This is a genomic window from Acetobacterium sp. KB-1, assembly GCF_003260995.1.
Taxonomy (GTDB): domain Bacteria; phylum Bacillota; class Clostridia; order Eubacteriales; family Eubacteriaceae; genus Acetobacterium; species Acetobacterium carbinolicum.
This window is the reverse complement of sequence record NZ_CP030040.1, coordinates 2016707-2035585: the sequence shown is the minus strand read 5'-3', so window position 1 is coordinate 2035585 and position 18879 is coordinate 2016707. Positions and strand designations below refer to the sequence as shown.

Here is an 18879-nt window from a genome sequence, read left to right as displayed (position 1 = left end):
CACCACAGAAAGTTAAGAAAAAAAGGAGAAAACATGGCAAAAAATATTATGTTTATGGGCACCGGGTCATCAGTAGGAAAAAGTTTGATCACTGCTGCCATGTGCCGGATACTCGATAACCACGGTTATCAGGTGGCACCCTATAAATCCCAGAATATGGCGCTTAATTCATTTATCACCAAAGACGGCAAGGAAATGGGTCGAGCCCAGGTAGTCCAGGCGGAGTGCGCCCGGATGGAACCTCAGGTTGAAATGAACCCGGTATTGCTTAAACCAAACTCCGATGTGGGTTGTCAGGTTATTCTGATGGGAAAAGCTGAGTTTAATATGGATGCCATGGATTATCATGCCCATAAACCCAAATTGGTCGAAATTGTCATTTCGGCTTATGACGCGTTGGCTGAGGGCAAAGATGTGATTGTGATCGAAGGCGCCGGCAGTCCCGCCGAAATCAATTTGCGGGATAACGATATTGTCAACATGGGACTGGCAGAATTGGTTGATACCCCGGTGGTACTGATTGGTGATATCGACAAGGGTGGTGTTTTTGCATCGATTTATGGTACAATTATGTTGTTGCAACCCGAAGAACGGGCCCGAATTAAAGGCTTTATCATCAATAAATTCCGCGGTGATGTGGAGTTGCTAAAGCCCGGCATCAAAATGATTGAAGAATTGGTTAATGTCCCCTGTTTGGGTGTTATCCCTTACAAGCGCTTTGTCATTGATGATGAAGATAGTGTCAGCGAACGGTTTGATAATAATTCCGAAGGCCTGATCACGATTGGGGTGGTCTATCTGCCGCATCTGTCAAATTTTACCGATTGCACCGCTTTTGAAATGCATCCTGATGTGAAGGTGGAATACTATCGTAACCAGCGCGATCTGCAGCTGGCTAACCCGGACCTATTAGTGATTCCCGGTAGCAAAAATACCATTGATGACACCTGTCATGTGATCAACAGTAAAATGGGTGATGAAATCCATCGGCTCCACGATTGCGGGGTACCGATTGTGGGAATCTGCGGCGGTTATCAGCTACTGGGTAAAGAAATCCGTGATCCTTTCTCGGTAGAGTCAACCAAAGGTAGTATTGATGGACTGGGACTTTTAAATATTGTCACCACCATTGAAGAAGAGAAACGAACGGTGCGAACAACCGGCAAGGTTTTAGGTAACTTCATGGGAATGGCGTTGGCTGACATGGATGTGGAAGGCTACGAAATCCACATGGGCACCAGCGAAGCACTGGATCAGGCTAAGCCTTTTGCAATACTTGCTGATGGCACCGTCGATGGGGTGATTGCCGAAGATGGCACGGTGATGGGAACCTACCTTCATGGGATCTTTGATAACGATGGATTAAGGGAAAAAATCATTGAAGCCCTGCGCGTGAAAAAGAATTTAGAAGCCGGTCCCACTGCCTTTGATTTTAAGGCCTTTAAAGAAGAACAATATGATCTTCTGGCAGAGACGGTAGAAGCGAGTTTAGATATGAAAAAAATAATGGAAATCATTGGAGAAATTAAAAAGTGAATCTAATTGAAGGACTTCCCCTGGGTTTAGGGGGAGGCTTTTGGTTTTTACTGATACTCTTTGGCGTGTTGCTGGATTGGCTAATCGGGGATCCCCCCTGGTTGCCGCATCCGATTATCGCCATGGGGAAAACCATTGGCTTTTTAAATAAAAAACTGAATCATGGCAAGCACAAAAGAGCAAAAGGATTTTTACTGCTATTTTTCGTTCTGGGTCTGACGGGCGCGATTGTCTTTGGCCTGCAGTGGGTGCTTTACAGCATTAATATTTATCTGTATATCATCTTTAACCTGTACTTGATTGTTACGTCTCTGGCGGCAAAAACACTGGCCATTGAAGTGCGTAAAGTGATGAGCGCCTTAATGGGTGGTGATATTGAAGTTTCCCGAACTCAAGTGGGTTATCTTGTCGGACGGGATACCTCACAACTCAAAGAAACGGAAATCATCCGGGCAACGGTTGAGACCACTGCCGAAAATACCATTGATGGGGTTTTAGCACCGATTTTCTATCTGTTGCTGGGAGCCCTGATTCCAGTGCCCTGGCTTAATCCGGTGATGCTGGTAATGCTCTACAAGGCGACCAATACGCTGGATTCGATGGTTGGATATATCCAGGAGCCATATAAGGATTTTGGCTATGCTTCAGCAAAATTTGACGATCTCATCAATTTTATTCCAGCCAGAGTCGGCAGCATCTTTATGCTCGTTGCCGGGATGTTTTTAGGATATACTTTTAATGACGGCTGTCGCATTTTCAAGCGGGATCGTCACAACCACAAGAGCCCTAACTCGGCCCATCCGGAATCGGTGGTGGCAGGGCTTTTAGGTATACAACTCGGCGGAACCAACCAGTATTTTGGTGAAACGCTGGAAAAGCCCACCATTGGGGATGCTAAATCGCCGCTGGAAATATTGGATATTCGGGAAACCATCACCATTATGTATGGCAGCGAGGTGGTCCTGATGGTTTTGGCCACCTTAATGGCGGTGATTATTTATTCGTTTTAGCAAACTGAAAAATCATTGAATTTGCACTAAGTGAATTTGCAATCACTGCATTTAAATAGAAAAATTTAAATAAGAGAATGTTAATAATTGGAGAGTCGACATGAATAAACACGGCGGATATCAGGGCGAAAACAAAGAAATGCTGGATTTTAGTGTTAATATTAATCCCTTGGGAATTCCCGCGGGAATCCGAGAAAAGTTGATTGCCGGGATTGACGAGTTAGTGAAATACCCGGAGATCTCTGGCGTTTCGGCGATCGAGAAGATTGCCAATGATCTGGCGGTGCTACCGGAAAATATCATTCTCGGTAACGGTGCGATTGAGCTGATCTACCTTTTTGCCAGAAGCATGGGGCCGGGAAAGGCGCTGATTGTTCAGCCAACCTTTAATGAATATGAACGGGCCTTAAAGCTTTATGGCTGGGAGGTGGTTCATCATGTCGTAACAGAGCAAGATGGTTTTATCATCAACCCGGAAGCATTAACGGCGGTCATTAAAAACGAAAAGCCCCAGGCGGTTTTTTTATGCAATCCCAATAACCCCACCGGTCGGGTTCATAGCAATGGTTTTATCAGAGAAATGTTAGAGCATTCGGCTCCGGAAATTAATTGGTTTCTGGATGAATCCTTCATGGATTTTTCTGAAGAAAGTGGCAGCCTGTTATTGGTTAAAGAAGCGAAACCGTCGGTCTTTATTTTAAAATCGTTGACGAAGTTCTATGCTCTGCCGGGACTTCGGATTGGTTATGGGGTCGGTGTTGCCCCAATGATTAAAAAAATGGAGCACTTTAAAGAACCCTGGACCATTAATGCCCTGGGGCTGATTGCAGCCACGGCTGTTTATGATGAAAAAGACTATGCCGCAAAGACTAAAACTTATATAAAGGGAGAAGCTCAGCGGGTATTTGAAGCTTTAAGTCAAATCAAAACACTGAAGGTTTATAAAAGCGATACCGATTTTCATCTCTGTCGACTGTTTACGGGAACTGCGGCGGAGCTGCAGATGGCCCTGGAAAAAGAGGGTATGTCGCTTAGAACCTGCGAAGATTTTATCGGTTTAGACAAATCATATTTTCGGATTGCGATAAAAAAAGAAGCAGATAATACAAAGCTTTTGACTTTTCTTAAAAACTGGAGGAATTAATTATGGGTCAGTTAATATTTATAACCGGCGGTGCCCGTAGCGGTAAAAGTACTTATGCCGAAAATTTAGCCCGGGAATCGGGCAAACCGGTCGCTTATATTGCCACTGCGATCGCCTTTGATGATGGCATGAAGGACCGCATTGCCAAACATCAGGCGCAGCGGCCAGATCATTGGGGAACCATCGAACAATATAAGGATTTTCAGACAATGACCGACAATCCCGTTTTTTTGCAAGCCGAGATTGTTCTTTTTGACTGTCTGACCGTGATGACTACCAATAATATGTTAGATTTTCCGGTTGATTATGACACTTGCGCGATGGAAAAGGTGGGCGAAATCGAAGGTGCTATTAAGATTGAAGTGGAAAAACTACTGGATGTTTGTCAGGATAAAACCCTGATTGTAGTCTCGAATGAGGTGGGTTTGGGTCTGGTGCCGGCCTACAAGCTGGGTAGTTATTTCCGTGATATTGCCGGCCGGATGAATCAACTGGTGGCCGGACGGGCTGATGAAGCCTATCTACTGGTTGCTGGCTTACCGTTGAAATTAAAATAAAAAACAGCAAAAGCCCATTTTTGGCGGCAATTACGGTTGCAGCTAAAAAGGGCTTTTGTTTTATCTGAAATAACAGGGGGTTAATAAAGATGGATCAAAAATTTTTACGAGCGGAGCTGTTAGGCTTGGTCGATGAGAAATACCGTAAATTTTCCAGCGGCTTGACGCCGGGAACCAATAATATTCTGGGGGTGCGCTTGCCAGCACTTAGGAAGATCGGCAAAAGAATTGCCAAAGCAGACTGGCGAAGCTATTTGGAAACAGCTCAGGTTGACAGCTTTGAGGAAACCCTGCTACAGGGAATGGTGATCGGGTATGCGGATGTGGAATTGCCAGAACGGCTGATGCTAATAAAAGACTTCATCCCAAAGATTGACAACTGGTCAATCTGCGACAGCTTCTGCACGGGTCTGAAATTCACAAAAAAGCATAAAGAGGAGGTATGGCTTTTCTTACAACCATACCTCAAGTCAAAAGAAGTTTACGAGATCCGTTTCGGGGTGGTGATGTTTATTACCTATTTTGTCGAAGACCGCTATCTGGAGCCGATGTTTCTAAACTTTAATGCCATTGACTGCGACAACTACTATGTAAAGATGGCCGTTGCCTGGGCGATTACCAGCTGTTTTACGGTTCTTCCGGAAATGACCATGATTTATCTCAAAGCTAATGATCTGGATGACTTTACCTACAATAAAGCCTTGCAGAAAATCACTGAATCGCGGCAGGTAAATCCTGACATAAAGGTACGGATTCGCTGTATGAAACGGAATAAGAAATAATTTTCGATCAATACTCAGATATCTAAACCGGCATTATATCCGGCGGTTGTGGCAGTGTAGAGGGTTCCCTGGCTGGTGGTGCAATCACCGATGCAGAAAACGGTATCAACAAGATTGGCAAATTTGGATACTTCCAGCAGGTTTGGTTTAACACCCAGGGAAAGAATCAGGGTATCAAAATCCACTTCTTTTTGACCATCGCTCCCTTCAACTAGAACGGCATGATCCACAGCCTTAATCAGTTGATGGCTCGCAAGGATGGTCACATTTTCTTTTTTAAGCAGCTGCAGCATAGCAGTCATCGGAATTGGTGAAGGGTCAAGCATTTTCTTTTCGCTGACCATTTCGACAATCGTGACATTTTTACCTTTCCGGGCCAGGTCCAAAGCGGTTTCACATCCAGTTAAGCCACCGCCAGCGATGACCACATTATGACCGACTTCAACCGATCCGGATTCGACATCACCGACCCAAACAACATCGCTGCCATCTAAACCGGGAATGGCGGGGATATTGCTTTCGGCACCGACGGCAATAATCAGGGCATCCGGGGACTCGGCCATGATGTTTTCAGGGGTTGCCGCGGTGGATAGTCGCAGCGAAACATTGGGGTGTTGGCTGGTCATGCGGATCGTCCAGGCCAGATAATTTTTAAGATCAGCCTTGAAATTCGGAGCAACCGCCAGCCGCAGGGTACCCCCGAGACAATCGCTTTTTTCAAAAAGAATGACCTCATGGCCACGGTCGCCGGCGGTTCTGGCCGCTTCCATGCCAGCTGGACCACCTCCGATGATGACCACCTTTTTCTTTTGATCCGCCAGTTTATTGATATCTTTTAATTCACATTCCCGGCCAGCCTGGGGGTTAACGGCACAGGCAACTCGGAGTGGTTCCATACCATGGGTACGATTCAGACACAGTACACAGCGGATGCAGGGACGGATTTTCGCTTCATTTCCGGTGCGGGCTTTGTTGACGCTGCTGGGATCGGCAATAACGGTACGGATCATCGCACACATGTCGGCTTCGTTGTTTTCAATGATTTCGGCAGCCAGATCCAGATCAATGGAACCAACGGTGGTGATCGGAATATGAATTCCCGCCGCTTTTTTAATACTGGCGGCATAGTGGGCATTATAACCACGTTTTAGATAGGTAGGCTGGGTGGTGATCGGAACCATTTCGTCATCCAGTAGCATCCCGGCGGAAACGTGAACCAGATCGATTTTGTCCTGAATAATTTTTATAAAAGCGATGGTTTCGTCCAATTCGACGCCGCCGGGAACCAGTTCAGCGGCACTCAGGCGAAATTCAATGGCCAGCTTATGGCCAACCTTACTGCGAATGGCATCGAATAACTCACAGGCAAAGCGGGCCCGGTTTTCGATACTGCCACCATATTGATCGGTGCGGTGGTTAAACAGGGGCGAGAAAAAATTGCTGACGAGAATACCATGGCCACCGTGGATCAGGACCATATCCATACCCGCTTTCATGGCCCGCTCAGCGGCATTTGCAAATAAGGTTATCCAGTTTTTTATTTCTTCCTGGGACATTATGTCGATGGGCGATTTGCCTTCCTCGGGCAGATCATGACCCATGGCAAATCCCGCCAGTTCAATGGAGGCTTTGGCGCCATAACGATGGACCGTGTCGGCCAGAACCGCTAAACCGGGAACCACATTGTTGTCGCCGATGTTCACGCAGAAACCGTTCATGTGTCCAAAGGGCGGAGTGACCATCGAAATACCAACAGTGACAATTCCGGCACCACCTTTGGCCAGAGCCCGGGTCCATTCGATCAGCTCCGGGGTTACCAGTCCTTCCGGGGAAGCCAACCGCGGCGCCGCTGGAGCGGTTTCAATTCGATTTTTAACAAGCATATTACCAATTTTAATCGGGGTGAACATCTTTGCGTATTTAGAATTCATTTCAAACCTGCTTTCTTTTGTAAATCGTTTACTTAGATTAATTCTATCAGGAATATGAGCTAAAACAATGTCAATTCAGCAAAAAATAGTGAGTATTTTATTTGCAAAATGACAACAGATTGATTTGCATTTTAAGTATTGAATACATATAATATAAACGAAAAGAAGCGATTTATAATTTTAAAAAGCAGGTTAGCGATGAAAGAAAAGAAAAACGCGAAAGACTCAAATCGAATTCGGGTGAAAAGTCATCCAGATGAACAGAAAACGACTCACATGATCAGAACCTTATGCATGCAAAAACGGCGTTTCGAACGAAAAAAAGCAAAATTGATGACGGCTCTTTTATCATGCGGAGGCCTGCAGCATATCATTGATATCGCTTATGAGGTATTGGGAAATCCGATGTTTGTCAGCGATATGGGCTACAATGTGGTGGCTTTTAATAAAAATGCCGAGGTTGGTGATCCATCCTGGCCTTCCACCGCGCCGGAAGAAGAATTTGATGCTTATGAACGGATCAAAAAACTCAATGACAGTGGTGTGTTTGAACGGCTTTATTCCAGCGAGAGCCCCTGCATTGAAGAATTTGATTATTCGCCAACCCGCTGGATGGCACATAAAATTGCAATCAATGATAAGAATATTGGACATATCGCCGTGGTTGAGGCCAAAAAAGCGTTTGAACCGATGGATTTTGGGCTACTTGAATTGCTGTGCAGTGTGGTAGCCAGTGAGCTGCAAAAGGAACCCATTCAGAGCAGTCAATTATATAGTGAGGTTGAGCATTTTCTGATCGGCATCCTTGAAGAAAGAATTTTTAGCGCAGAAATAATTCAAAAGCAGGGGAAAAAGCTGGGACTGTATGCAAAAGAGCATTTATGCCTGGTTACAGTCAGTTCGGAATTAAAAACAGAAAAGGGAATGTCGTTAAGCTATGTTAAAAGCATTATCAATCGTATCTTAGGAACTGAAAAATCAATTCTTTATCAGAATAAAATCACTGTATTGTTGACAAGTGATAAAAAAGAAGCGGTTTCTGACGGTGCCAAAAGTAAGCTGATTGAATTTTTAAACAGTAATCAGATGAAAGCTGGTGTCAGCCCTTATTTTCAGGATTTGGCAGGGCTTAAAAGCCACTACAACCAGTCCGTCAAAGCATTGGAATTAGGAATAGCGATGAATCCGGAGGAATCCCTTTATTATTATGAGGCATATGCCTGCTATCATTTATTTGAAATAGTGGCTGGTCAAACCGGCTTAAAAGACTTCTGCAATACGGCATTAACTGATTTGATGGGTTATGATCAGCAATACAAAACAAATTATTGTCATAATCTGTGTATTCATCTTCAGCATGACGGCAATGTGACAAAGACTGCCCGATATTTTAAAATTCACCGAAACTCAATGAAATATCGCATCAAAAAAATCGAAGAAATTATGGCAGTGTCACTGACAGATAGTGAAATAAAATTCTCATTGATGATGTCGTTTAAATTGCTGGCTTATTTAGGCGATGAAAAATTACTGAAGGCTTAAGCAATATATGAACATTTAAAGCGATCAGACTAAGTCCGAATAATCTAAAGCGATGGTGCCTACCAATTTATTAAATCATACAATGCGAAAGTCAAAGGGATCGATGTGGATCAAAGAGACCTATCTAAAACAGCCGATCGGCTCCAGTTGGCGACCGCGGTTACCGATACTAAGTGAATCCGATGGTCTAGCCTGTTTAACTGGCAAGACGCTTTTAGGGACTAAAAAAAGTCCGCAGTGTCATATGGCTGCGGACTTTTTTTATGTGAGAGAAGACTTATAAATTTGCTTTTAGACAGCCTTACTCATACCGCAGTGCATCAATCGGATCCAGCTTGGCGGCCTTATTGGCCGGATAAAAACCAAAGAAGACGCCGATGGCCATCGAGAAACACAGGGCAATAATCATCGGACCAAAGGGTGGTGTTGACGGGAATTTCATTAGTGTGCTACCCAGTATCCCTAAGCCGGAGCCGAGCCCGACGCCGATCAGTCCGCCAATTAGGCAGATGATAATCGCTTCAATAATAAACTGACTGCGAATGGCTGAATTACGCGCCCCCAAAGCCTTACGGATGCCAATTTCCTTGGTTCGTTCGGTGACCGACACCAACATAATGTTCATGACGCCAATCCCGCCGACTAACAGCGAAATACCCGCAATAACCGAGATCCCCAGAGATAAGGTTCCAAGCATTCCCGTCGCTTCACTGGCCATGGCTTCCAGACTTTCAGCCTGAATGGTGAAATCAGATGACTTTGCCAGGGTTTTGATAAAATAGTCTTTGCTGATTTGAGAAAAGGCTGCGGAGTCGGTCCCGGAGGTTGCCATAATGGTAAAATTGGTGTATCCGGAAACATTGGCCGTTTCGCTGTTTAAAGCCATAGCGGTTGAAATAGGAATAAAACACTCAATGCGAGTTTCGTCACCCATATTAAACAGCGGGTTATCAATCACCAGTTTTTCATAAACGCCAATGACGGTATAGGTCTCATTGGTATTTTGGGTATCAACCTGAATTTCCATCCCTAGGGCATCACCATGAATACCAACCAGACTATTGCGAACGGTTGTATCAATAATGATGACATGGCGGTCGCCTTGCACATCGCGGGGGCTGATAAAGCGCCCCTGAACCAGTTTGACATTATTAACCATGCTATAGTCAGGGCTGACCCCAGTGAGGGTGACATTTCGGTGAATATAGCCTTTGCTAAGCTCACCAGCGCCCAGCGAACTGGAGGTACTGATGGCTTTAACCTCATCAGAATAGGCCGCTTTGAAGTTTTCCAATTCGTCCATGGTCACATAGTCGTCTTCTTGAAAGGTGGAGGCCACCTCATAGTTTTTGGCGGTTACATAAACCATAATATTTTTTCCGCCGATTTTATCCATCGTTTTGGTGACGGAGCCAGTCATCGCCGAACCCAGCGTGGAGATTGCCATAACTGAGGAAATCCCGATGATAATTCCCAGCATTGTTAAAAGAGCTCGCATCTTGTTGGCCCGCAGTCCCTCCAGGGCCAGCCGGATATTTTCAAACAGATTCATAGTAACCCTCCAATTGATATTGATCATTCTTGCGGTTATCGACAATGGAACCATCTCGAAGTCGGATGGTTCGTTCTGTTTCTTCGGCCAATTCGACGTTATGGGTAATTAAAATAATCGTTTTTCCCTGTTCCTGATGGAGCCGGTGAAAAATATCCATAACCAGGCGACCGGTATGAGTGTCCAGGGCTCCGGTCGGTTCATCGGCGAGGATGATGGCCGGATCGTTGGCCATCGCCCGGGCAATGGCCACGCGCTGTTTTTGTCCGCCGGATAATTCATTGGGCCGATGATGGGCTCGACCACTCATTTCCACCAGCTGAAGGAGTTCAGAGGCCCGTCGTGATCGTTCGCTCCGCGGCACTCCACCGTAAAGCATCGGCAGAGCCACGTTTTTTAAAGCCGTCGAACGGGGAATGAGATTAAAGGTCTGGAAAACAAAGCCGATTTTCTTGTTGCGGATTTTTGAAAGCCCATCGTCGCGAACATTTTCCATTGGCAGATGATCCAGATAATAGTGCCCTTTAGTGGGGCGGTCCAAGGCTCCAAGAATATTCATCAAGGTGGATTTACCGGAACCGGAAGCGCCGACAATCGATAAAAACTCACCTTCATAAACATCCAAATCAATACCGTGGAGAATTTCCAGTTCATTGGGGGTACCCAGATAATAAGATTTGACAATCCCCTGCATTTCAATAATTTTATTTCGCATCATTACACCGTCAATTCTTCAGTCACTGTCGTACCGGGCTGCACCGTAGTAACGGCCATACCGGGCTGGACCGTTTGGGGCTGGCTAATAATGGCGAGTCCATCGCTAAGTAGATCACCGGCGATTTCAATTAAAGAATCAGTTTCCAGACCCGTGGTGATGGGAATCGATTCGACTGTGAAAGAGCCTTGTTCGACAGGATTTTCTTTGGCAACATAGACGCAGGATTGACCGGAATCATTCATCACCAGAGCTTCAAAGGGAACACAGAAAACATCGGGACGTTCTTCGCTGATTATGCTTAAGCGGGTAGTCATTCCGATTTTTAATCCGGTGGTATCGGATGGAAGGTCAATTTCAACTTCAAATTCAGCCTTTGTTGCTGTTGAACTGGTGGCGGTTTCGGTTTTAATTGCTGTTGGCGCAATTTTAGTCAGGTTGCCGGGGAAAACGGTATCCCCAGTAGCATCCGATTTTACCAGCACCGGCATATTTTTGTGGATGTGATTTAAATCAGCTTCTTTAATCTTGCCTCGCACTTTAAGGTCGTTGGTGTCCTCAATGGTAAAAAGCTCACCATTGGCGGGGTTCCCTTTAACGGCGTTCATGGCGGTGATGGTTCCACTGGCTGTGGCCTTGACATAGCTGTAACTGTCACCTTCTTTGTTGTAGAGCTGACATAACCAATCATCTTTATCGACCCATTGACCAACCGAAACATAGAGTTTTTCGATTTTATCATTGCTGGTATCGCTGACTTTGACCTTGGTATAGCTTTCAATGACACCAGTGGCGGAAATGGTGTTTTGCAGGGTTGCTTTTGAAAGTGGGGTGGTTTTGACAGCAACCGCCGGGGTGGGTTGGGAATTGCCATAAACATAGGCACCTCCGCCGACCAATAGGGCTACCCCGATCACAACACATAAAATAATTCCTTTTTTCTTCATAACGTCTCCTCTTAACTCATTTTGGTACGAGATTAAAAAATAAATACTTGCGACTTTATTTAATTTTGTTGATTGTTTCTCCTAATTTTTGATGGCAGCGTATTTACTGATAGGATAGTTTAAGTATAAGCGTTAATTATGAAGATCAGGTTACTCAAATTCTTAAGAATTTTTGACAATAAAAAAGACCCCGAATTGGGGTCATCAATTGTTTTATCGTTACTGATGAATCGGCAGAATCAGTTCAACCTTGAACAGCTGGTTGAGTTGATAGTAGTCGATCCGTCCCTGATGGCGGGTGATTATTTTTCGGCAGGAGTCCAGGCTGGAACCTTCGTTCTCAATGACATTTTTGCCAGCAGCATCGGGATTATTTATGGTTTTATTGCGCAAAATAATGCAGAGTTCGTTTTTATTAAGGATCAGGCCAAAATCGACCGGTTTGTCGGGGTCGGCATACTTAATAATATTGGAAGTCAGATAGTCAAAAATGCGTTGGAGCTGTTCCAGATCAACCCACAGGGAGAAATCCCGTTCGATGCAATTTTCCTCGACAACATCGTATCCGGCTTCTTTTAAAGCCTGGCTGGAAGTGTTCAGAAGTTGATGAATCAGGGGTTTTCCGTTATAGACCTTGAACTGGTAGTAGCCCTTGCCATTATCGGTAAAGGCATGCTCAAAAAGATCGTCAATAAAACGGATGACCTGATACGCCTTTTTAAGAGCAATCTTAAGATAGGCTTCTTTTTTGGAAAAGTCACGTTCATCAGGGTTTTGAATCCGCTCAAGATAGCCGATGATACCAGTTAAGGGGGCATGTATTTCGTTTGAAACAGAGGTGATAATATGATGATTTTCCATCTTAGCAAGCGATTCAGCCTTGTTTTTAGCCTCATATAAATCATGAATCAGATTCACGTTATTGGCAATATCAGTGAGTTCGTTATGGTCCTGAAGTGGAATATAGGATTCAAAATTCTCAGCGGCGATCCGTTCGGATCCTTTTTGCAACGTTTTAAGGTAGCTTAATTTTTTGCGAATTAAATGGGACATGATAATAAAAACCAATAAATTGGGGACAAGTGTAAACAGAATGATAAAAAGCGGATGATAGCCCAAACGGGGTAACAATGCGAGGTTAAAATAAAAGCCCCAAACAAGTGCAACAACTAAAGTCAAACTCAAATATTTTATTAAGACCGAGACCAATTCCTCATCGGGTCGATTCTTACTGTTTTTTATTTTGATCGGGTCGGGTTTATCGTTTTTCAATTGACTATTCCTTTCAGCATGTTTTATTATACAATCATTGTAAACTGGAATGCGATTATAATCAACAAGAGCTTTAAATTAAAGCTGCCTTAAGTAAAATCAGCCTGGCGCTGTTCCGATTGAAGTAATTTGTAGGGGTTTGTCAGAAAATGGTTTAATTCCCGGTGGTTTTGGGATATAATAAAATGATATTATTATGAGGAGAAATTCAAATGAGTTTATACGATGCGTGGAAAAATTACATCGAAGAGAATTGTAGCACCCAGGAAGAACAAAATACCTTTTGGGAAAAATATTGTGCTGAGGAAAAGGTTCTGTATCAGAAGATTCTGGGCGAGAAAATTACAACCATTTCCGGTAAGGTAGAAGACCTGATTAAAGAAAGCAAGATGGTTCCGCCCCAATACATGGGTTTTCTCGATGGCATTAGCGACAGTCTAACGGCCCCTATTGATCTTGAGACCATTGACTTGGATTCAGAAGTCAAGCTGGAGATCGATTTTGCCAAACTTTATAAAAATATGCTGGCAGTTCCGGCAGAATGGCTTTATACTTTGGCGGAATGGGATAACTTTTTCACGGTGGAGCAGCGAGTTGAGCTGGAAAAAGAATACAAGCGATCAAAAACCGTGGTCAATGAGGTAAAGGTTGGTCGAAACGATCCCTGCCCTTGTGGCTCCGGGAAAAAATATAAAAAGTGTTGTGGACTATAAAAAAAAGAGCGAAAGCTCTTTTTTTAGTGGTTGATAACTTCATGAATATAGAAAACAGTAATCATTGAGAGGGCAATGTCCGGCGAAAATTTACTTAAAAAGGTTGACATTCGTTCCGGACTGAGATCACCCCGAATACTCAAAAAGACAAGATAAAAAGTAATGAAATTGTAACGTAGCAAACTGCTGTTGGCAGGGGTAAAAAAGGTTCCGATGATTTTAGGATTATCCAACAGATTGAGGTTTTCATCCAAAAGCCGGTTTAGTTCTTTAAGAATGGCCTGAATGAAAAAATCAATGGAATAGTTTTCCAGTCGTGGGACACCCACGCTTTTGCCGGTGATTTCCAGCATCGCAAGGCTGAGGGGCTGGTTTCTAAACGAGGTTTTCTGCAACAAGTTTTCCAGGGTTCTTAAAACATCGTTTTTCCCGGCGTCAGGTGATAGGCAAAGCAGCGCCAGCATTTTTTGCAACTGTTTCTGGTTTGATAGCGGTTGACCCAAGGTATTGATGAACTTCCTGAAAAAGGTGTTGCTTTTTTTTGTGTTCAGGTAAAAGTATCGGCCGTCGACTAGGCCAAAAACCTTTAAGGCATCCAGATAACCTAATTGGATATTCAGCTCGATTTGCCTGGAATCGAAGTCGAGGACGCCGCCAAGATATTCGGAGTTATTAACAGTAATGATTTTTGCTTGTTTATCCCGTACCCATTTACGCATTCCCGGAGCAGGGAATTCCACCGAAATAATCTGGTTGAAATGCTGTTCCAGCATAAAATTTATCGGGACATTATCAAAAAACCCCCCATCAAGATAGGTTTTACCATCAATTTCCAGCTTCTGAAAAATGGGTAGGGCAGCACTCGCCAGCAAATAGTCAATCAACTGACCGTTGGGAATGTCCTCTATCATTAGCTGACGTGGCTTCAGGCTGGTAATATCAACTGTTACCAGTCCGAACCGGATCGTTGAGCGGCGGATGGTGTCTTCACAGATCATTCGGGTAAGATTGTGTCGGAGCGGCGAAATATCCAAACCGTCTGAAAAAAGAGCGGCTAAAAAACCGGTTCTGAACACATCAAAACTTTCCTTTGACCACTTATCCACATAGGTATTGGTCATTTCTTTATTTAAATCAAGAACCTGGTTAATGGTCAGATTGGACCAGAATTCCATGGCAATTTCATAGTCATCCTGGGCAATCATAGCGGCGTTTAGCGCCCCGACCGAGGTTCCGATCACAGCCCCCAGGGAGTAATCAGATTCTCTGAGCGCCTTCCAGACGCCCATTTCAAAGGCGCCCTTGGCACCGCCACCACTAAGAACCAGGCCATACGGTTGTTGCGACATTTGATGTTCACCTCTTTGTTAATAAGAAATGTGTTGCTAAAGAATCGTTTGATTAGTAGTACATGCCGTCCATCAGACCACCCAGCATTCCCATGCCGCCGACTCCAATGCAGGTAATGCAGGCAAAAACCATCAGTACGGTAAAGGCCATCCCAATGATTGAACAAATCAGACCGGCCATTGCCATACCAGTGGGCAGACCCTGGAGCTTTCGTTCCTTCATGGCAATCATCCCAAAAATAAGACCGACGGCGCCGGTAAACAAACCACTACCGATAAAAGTGATAACACTGACAATTGAGATGATCCCCAGCGTCAGAGCAAGGATTGATTTAGAATCATAGGTTTCTGCAACCACTTCCGGATGACGTTCATCGTAGGGAGTCCGATTACGAACGATAAAGATGAAAATCGGTCCCAGGAAAGGGAAAATAATACTGAGGACCAGATAAAGGACCCGGTGATCCTTGTCATAAATACTGTAAAGCCAGAATTGAGCGGCATAATAGTAGAAGCTCAGTGCCAGTGATAACAAGATGCTCACAAAGGCGCCCAGATAAGGGATGAATCCAAGAACCATCATGACAATACTTAAGGCCAGACCCATTAGCGGAAGAAAGAGTTTGGCATAGGGAATGTGCCAGGTGCCGATAGAAACATCATCATTGATCAATTCACCCATCAGATAACTGCTGGCGAAAGGAATCCAGGCCAACCAGGGGTTATCCAAATTTCGGTTTTTAGCCATGGTATAAAGACCAAGTGAATTAAAAACGTAGCAAATTATGCCAACAACGAGACTGATCGCTAAAATAATACCGAGAACTGACATAATAACGGGCATGATCGCCCAAAAACTGTCAGGATGGGAAGAAATACCGCCCATATAACCATCATAAATATCCATAATAATACCTCCTAATAAGTTCGGATATACTGATTATACCCTAAAGTACGGTAAATATCTAATTTTTCAAGTGTTTTTGATAAAGGGTCTGGGGAATTTTAATGATAAAAAGTAATCCAAATGCAATAACAATCAGGCTGATAAACTGTGAGGTTGAGAGAAAACCGATGATGCCTCTGGGATCGGAGCGGAAAAACTCATTGATGAAACGAAAGATACCGGCAGCGATTAAATAAAAACCGGTTGTAAAACCAGGATTTCTGCTTTTCCACAATACCACCATCAGAACTAAAGTGAGTATAAAAAGAAAGGCCGATTCAGACAACTGGGCCGGAAACAGACCGATTCCGGAGGGTGGATAGGCGCCAACGGGATAATGGACAGCCAAGGGACCATCATAGGGAATACCATAACAGCAGCCATTGAAGAAGCAGCCAATCCGGCCGAAGGCCTGAGCCAGTGCTAGCGATGGCACTGCAATATCAAAAAACTTGATGGCGTCAAGTCGATAGACGCGAGTGTAAAGAAAACCGCCCAGGATTCCGCCGATCAGTCCGCCATAGAAGACGGCACCACCGGTGGCGAGTCGAATCAGGGCGGTCTCCGGGCTGGCGATCAGATTGGGCAAATCGACAATGATATACAGTAGCTTGGCCCCGATGATCCCACCGATGATGCCAAAAAGTCCGAAAAACATGGCATCCATCGTTGAGATATGATATTTTTTAGCAGTTGGAATGGCCAGTAGAAAGCCGCATCCGGTTCCAATTAAAAACAGGACCCCAAAGGTCGGGATGGTATATTGAAAGATATGAATAAGGGGGTACATAAAACTCCTTTCATTGGGAAGGGTGGGATAAAAATAATTAAATTTGATTCTCAGGTAAAAAAAATAGACGATGGCAGTCGTCTATTTTTTTGCTTGAATCAGCCAAACATCGCTGCGGTGCCCAATAGTCCGACACAGGCCACACAGGCGATCAGTACAAGTGCACAGAGGGCGAGGCCAATGATATTAAGGATCAAACCGGCAGTCGCCATGCCGTTTGGGGTAAACCCTTCCAATTCGCCGGCTTTGCGGATCTGGATGGCAAAGATTAAACCGATAATCGCACAGATAATACCAATAATGGTAAAATAACTAAACCAGATACTAACCAAGGATACGATTCCCAATACAAGGGAAGCAGTCGCCTTATTATTATACTGTTCCATGTAAGCCTCCTAAAGTAAAATTATTTCTCTCTTTAGAATACGCTTGTTGGGAAAAAATGTCAAGATTTATGAATCGCTTTTAACTTATCAACCAGATCAAAAGCGACGTGGTTGATCGTTTGGGAACCAGCCACAAGAACCAGATCATTCGGGCATAAGTTAGCGGTCAGATGGTTAACAATATCCTCAAAGGTCGAAATAGTGACCGTTGGGATACTGTATTTTGCTTCAATGGCTTTTTGCAGATCCTCGGAATAAACATCCCAGTCATTGTCTTCCCGGTCGGAATAAATATCGTTGAGAATAACATAGTCGGCTTTGGCAAAAGCGTCCACGAAATCATCAAAGAAAAAGAAGGTTCGGGAATAGGTATGGGGTTGAAAAACAACCCAGAGTTTATGGTGTTCATAATTGAGACAGGCGTCCACAACCACCTTTAACTCGGTGGGATGATGCGCATAGTCTTCATAAACGTTGATGCCGTTGACTTCGCCCCGGAACTCGAAACGACGTTTAGCACCGCTGAATTTTGCCATCGAAGCGATCGATATTGCGACTGGGATGTCAAGGAAGTCACCGCAGATAATAGCTGAAAGGGCGTTCAGAACATTATGCTGACCAGGGATGATAAGTTGATAATGGCCATAGAATTCACCCTTCTTATAGACATCAAAGCTGGGCTTACCAACATTGTCATAGGTAATGTTTTCGGGATACCAGTCATTTTTTTTGTTCAACCCGTAGGTGACTACCGGGCAGGCTAAGTCGGTGACGACATCGAGAACATCCTGGGAGTCGCCGTAGGCAATCATCAGTCCATCGGCCGGCAGGATTTTACCAAAATTAGTAAACGATTCTTTGATCTGCTTTAATCCGCCTTTAAAATAGTCCAGATGATCCTCTTCGATATTGGTAATGATGCCAATCGAGTGGGAAGTTGTCAGAAAACTGTCGACATATTCACAGGCTTCCACGACAAAGAACGCTTTGCCGTCAATCACGGCATTGCCGCCGAACTCATCAAGCTTGCCACCAATACTCAGGCTGGGTCGCAGATCGGCATCCTGGAGCAGGCAGGCAACCATGGAGGAGGTTGTCGTTTTACCATGAGTTCCGGAAACGGCGATGGTTTTATCAAAGATGTGGGAAAAGAGACCCAGGAAACTGGAACGTTCGATTTTAGGAAGATCCAGATCTGTGGCTTTCACCATATCCGGGTTATCGTCATGAATGGCGGCAGAATAAACAACACAATCGGTGTCAGCAGGAATGTTTTTATAGTCATGCCCGATATGGATTTTGACGCCCAGGCACTCCAATTTTTCGGTGTAGGATGAAGCAACCATATCAGAACCTTCAATGGAAAACCCCTGGGATAACGACATCGTAGCCAGGCCACTCATGCTACTGCCACCAATTCCAATGAAGAATAATTTATTAATCGGTCGGTTAAATTTGTTTTCGAGTTGTGCTTTCAAATTAATCAGCTCCTTTAACGGTAATAAAATCTTAATTATTTCTTAATGATTCAACGAAAAGTGTTGGTTGCCAAGTTAAGAATAGCTATGAAATAACCAAATTATTGGTCAAAATTGGGAAAAACACTTTGATCCGAATTATAACACAGGTGTTTCTATGGAGTAAAGATTAAAAAAAACTTGCACTTTTAATAAAATATGAATAATATTATAACTATTGAGAAAAATG

General features: G+C 44.1%; 18 protein-coding genes. 8 read left to right on the top strand and 10 right to left on the bottom strand.

The features are described from left to right. Positions 1 to 33 precede the first annotated feature (33 nt). The 5 genes from DOZ58_RS09505 (at position 34) to DOZ58_RS09485 (ending at position 5029) form a co-directional block, all read left to right on the top strand. Positions 34 to 1536 (top strand): cobyric acid synthase, encoded by a 1503-nt coding sequence (locus DOZ58_RS09505; protein WP_111888062.1) that lies wholly within the window; start codon positions 34 to 36, stop codon positions 1534 to 1536. Further along, positions 1533 to 2546 carry an adenosylcobinamide-phosphate synthase CbiB gene (gene cbiB, locus DOZ58_RS09500; RefSeq protein ID WP_242988463.1) on the top strand — a complete coding sequence of 338 codons (1014 nt, stop codon included), beginning with the start codon at positions 1533 to 1535 and terminating at the stop codon, positions 2544 to 2546. Before DOZ58_RS09505 ends, cbiB begins: the two co-directional genes overlap by 4 nt. A 100-nt stretch (positions 2547 to 2646) precedes the next feature. Beyond that, the gene (locus tag DOZ58_RS09495; protein WP_111888061.1) at positions 2647 to 3690 is read left to right on the top strand and encodes a histidinol-phosphate transaminase; all 1044 of its coding nucleotides are present in this window, start codon (positions 2647 to 2649) and stop codon (positions 3688 to 3690) included. Positions 3691 to 3692: 2 nt separating this feature from the next. Further along, positions 3693 to 4247: a bifunctional adenosylcobinamide kinase/adenosylcobinamide-phosphate guanylyltransferase gene (gene cobU, locus DOZ58_RS09490; RefSeq protein WP_111888060.1), complete on the top strand. Its 555-nt coding sequence runs from the start codon at positions 3693 to 3695 to the stop codon at positions 4245 to 4247. A gap of 89 nt (positions 4248 to 4336) precedes the next feature. Beyond that, complete coding sequence (locus DOZ58_RS09485; protein WP_111888059.1) at positions 4337 to 5029, top strand: DNA alkylation repair protein; 693 nt, start codon at positions 4337 to 4339, stop codon at positions 5027 to 5029. A gap of 14 nt (positions 5030 to 5043) precedes the next feature. Here DOZ58_RS09485 and DOZ58_RS09480 read toward each other — a convergent pair whose 3' ends face one another. Then, complete coding sequence (locus DOZ58_RS09480) at positions 5044 to 6960, bottom strand: FAD-dependent oxidoreductase (protein WP_111888058.1); 1917 nt, start codon at positions 6958 to 6960, stop codon at positions 5044 to 5046. A 198-nt stretch (positions 6961 to 7158) separates the two neighbouring features. On the opposite strand from DOZ58_RS09480, the gene DOZ58_RS09475 reads away from it, so the two are divergent. Together DOZ58_RS09475 and DOZ58_RS18685 are read left to right on the top strand one after the other, a co-directional pair. Then, positions 7159 to 8502: a CdaR family transcriptional regulator gene (locus DOZ58_RS09475; RefSeq protein WP_111888057.1), complete on the top strand. Its 1344-nt coding sequence runs from the start codon at positions 7159 to 7161 to the stop codon at positions 8500 to 8502. Between the two features lie 82 nt (positions 8503 to 8584). Beyond that, on the top strand, positions 8585 to 8785 hold the full coding sequence (locus DOZ58_RS18685) for a hypothetical protein (protein WP_204355385.1): 201 nt from the start codon (positions 8585 to 8587) through the stop codon (positions 8783 to 8785). 18 nt (positions 8786 to 8803) lie between these two features. Here the strand turns inward: DOZ58_RS18685 and DOZ58_RS09470 are convergent, their stop codons facing one another. The 4 genes from DOZ58_RS09470 to DOZ58_RS09455 form a co-directional block, all read right to left on the bottom strand. Next, positions 8804 to 10054, bottom strand: a complete 1251-nt coding sequence (locus DOZ58_RS09470) for an ABC transporter permease (protein ID WP_162624490.1) — start codon at positions 10052 to 10054, stop codon at positions 8804 to 8806. Then, on the bottom strand, positions 10041 to 10772 hold the full coding sequence (locus DOZ58_RS09465) for an ABC transporter ATP-binding protein (RefSeq protein ID WP_111888055.1): 732 nt from the start codon (positions 10770 to 10772) through the stop codon (positions 10041 to 10043). The genes DOZ58_RS09470 and DOZ58_RS09465 overlap by 14 nt, the downstream gene beginning before the upstream one ends. Continuing rightward, positions 10772 to 11716: an efflux RND transporter periplasmic adaptor subunit gene (locus tag DOZ58_RS09460; protein WP_111888054.1), complete on the bottom strand. Its 945-nt coding sequence runs from the start codon at positions 11714 to 11716 to the stop codon at positions 10772 to 10774. Before DOZ58_RS09460 ends, DOZ58_RS09465 begins: the two co-directional genes overlap by 1 nt. A gap of 219 nt (positions 11717 to 11935) precedes the next feature. Next, positions 11936 to 12988, bottom strand: coding sequence for a HAMP domain-containing sensor histidine kinase (locus tag DOZ58_RS09455; protein ID WP_111888053.1), 1053 nt, complete (start codon positions 12986 to 12988; stop codon positions 11936 to 11938). 212 nt (positions 12989 to 13200) lie between these two features. On the opposite strand from DOZ58_RS09455, the gene DOZ58_RS09450 reads away from it, so the two are divergent. Next, complete coding sequence (locus tag DOZ58_RS09450; protein WP_111888052.1) at positions 13201 to 13701, top strand: SEC-C metal-binding domain-containing protein; 501 nt, start codon at positions 13201 to 13203, stop codon at positions 13699 to 13701. A gap of 23 nt (positions 13702 to 13724) precedes the next feature. Here the strand turns inward: DOZ58_RS09450 and DOZ58_RS09445 are convergent, their stop codons facing one another. The 5 genes from DOZ58_RS09445 to murC all read right to left on the bottom strand — a co-directional run bounded on the left by DOZ58_RS09445 (position 13725) and on the right by murC (position 18650). Further along, a complete protein-coding gene (locus DOZ58_RS09445; RefSeq protein ID WP_111888051.1) occupies positions 13725 to 15050 on the bottom strand; it encodes a patatin-like phospholipase family protein in 1326 nt (441 codons plus the stop codon). Positions 15051 to 15102: 52 nt separating this feature from the next. Beyond that, complete coding sequence (locus tag DOZ58_RS18910) at positions 15103 to 15957, bottom strand: DUF4190 domain-containing protein (protein ID WP_242988462.1); 855 nt, start codon at positions 15955 to 15957, stop codon at positions 15103 to 15105. Between the two features lie 58 nt (positions 15958 to 16015). Beyond that, complete coding sequence (locus tag DOZ58_RS09435) at positions 16016 to 16786, bottom strand: prolipoprotein diacylglyceryl transferase (protein WP_111888050.1); 771 nt, start codon at positions 16784 to 16786, stop codon at positions 16016 to 16018. Between the two features lie 98 nt (positions 16787 to 16884). After that, on the bottom strand, positions 16885 to 17172 hold the full coding sequence (locus DOZ58_RS09430) for a hypothetical protein (RefSeq protein WP_111888049.1): 288 nt from the start codon (positions 17170 to 17172) through the stop codon (positions 16885 to 16887). Between the two features lie 59 nt (positions 17173 to 17231). Further along, the gene (gene murC / locus DOZ58_RS09425; protein WP_111888048.1) at positions 17232 to 18650 is read right to left on the bottom strand and encodes a UDP-N-acetylmuramate--L-alanine ligase; all 1419 of its coding nucleotides are present in this window, start codon (positions 18648 to 18650) and stop codon (positions 17232 to 17234) included. Positions 18651 to 18879 lie beyond the last annotated feature (229 nt).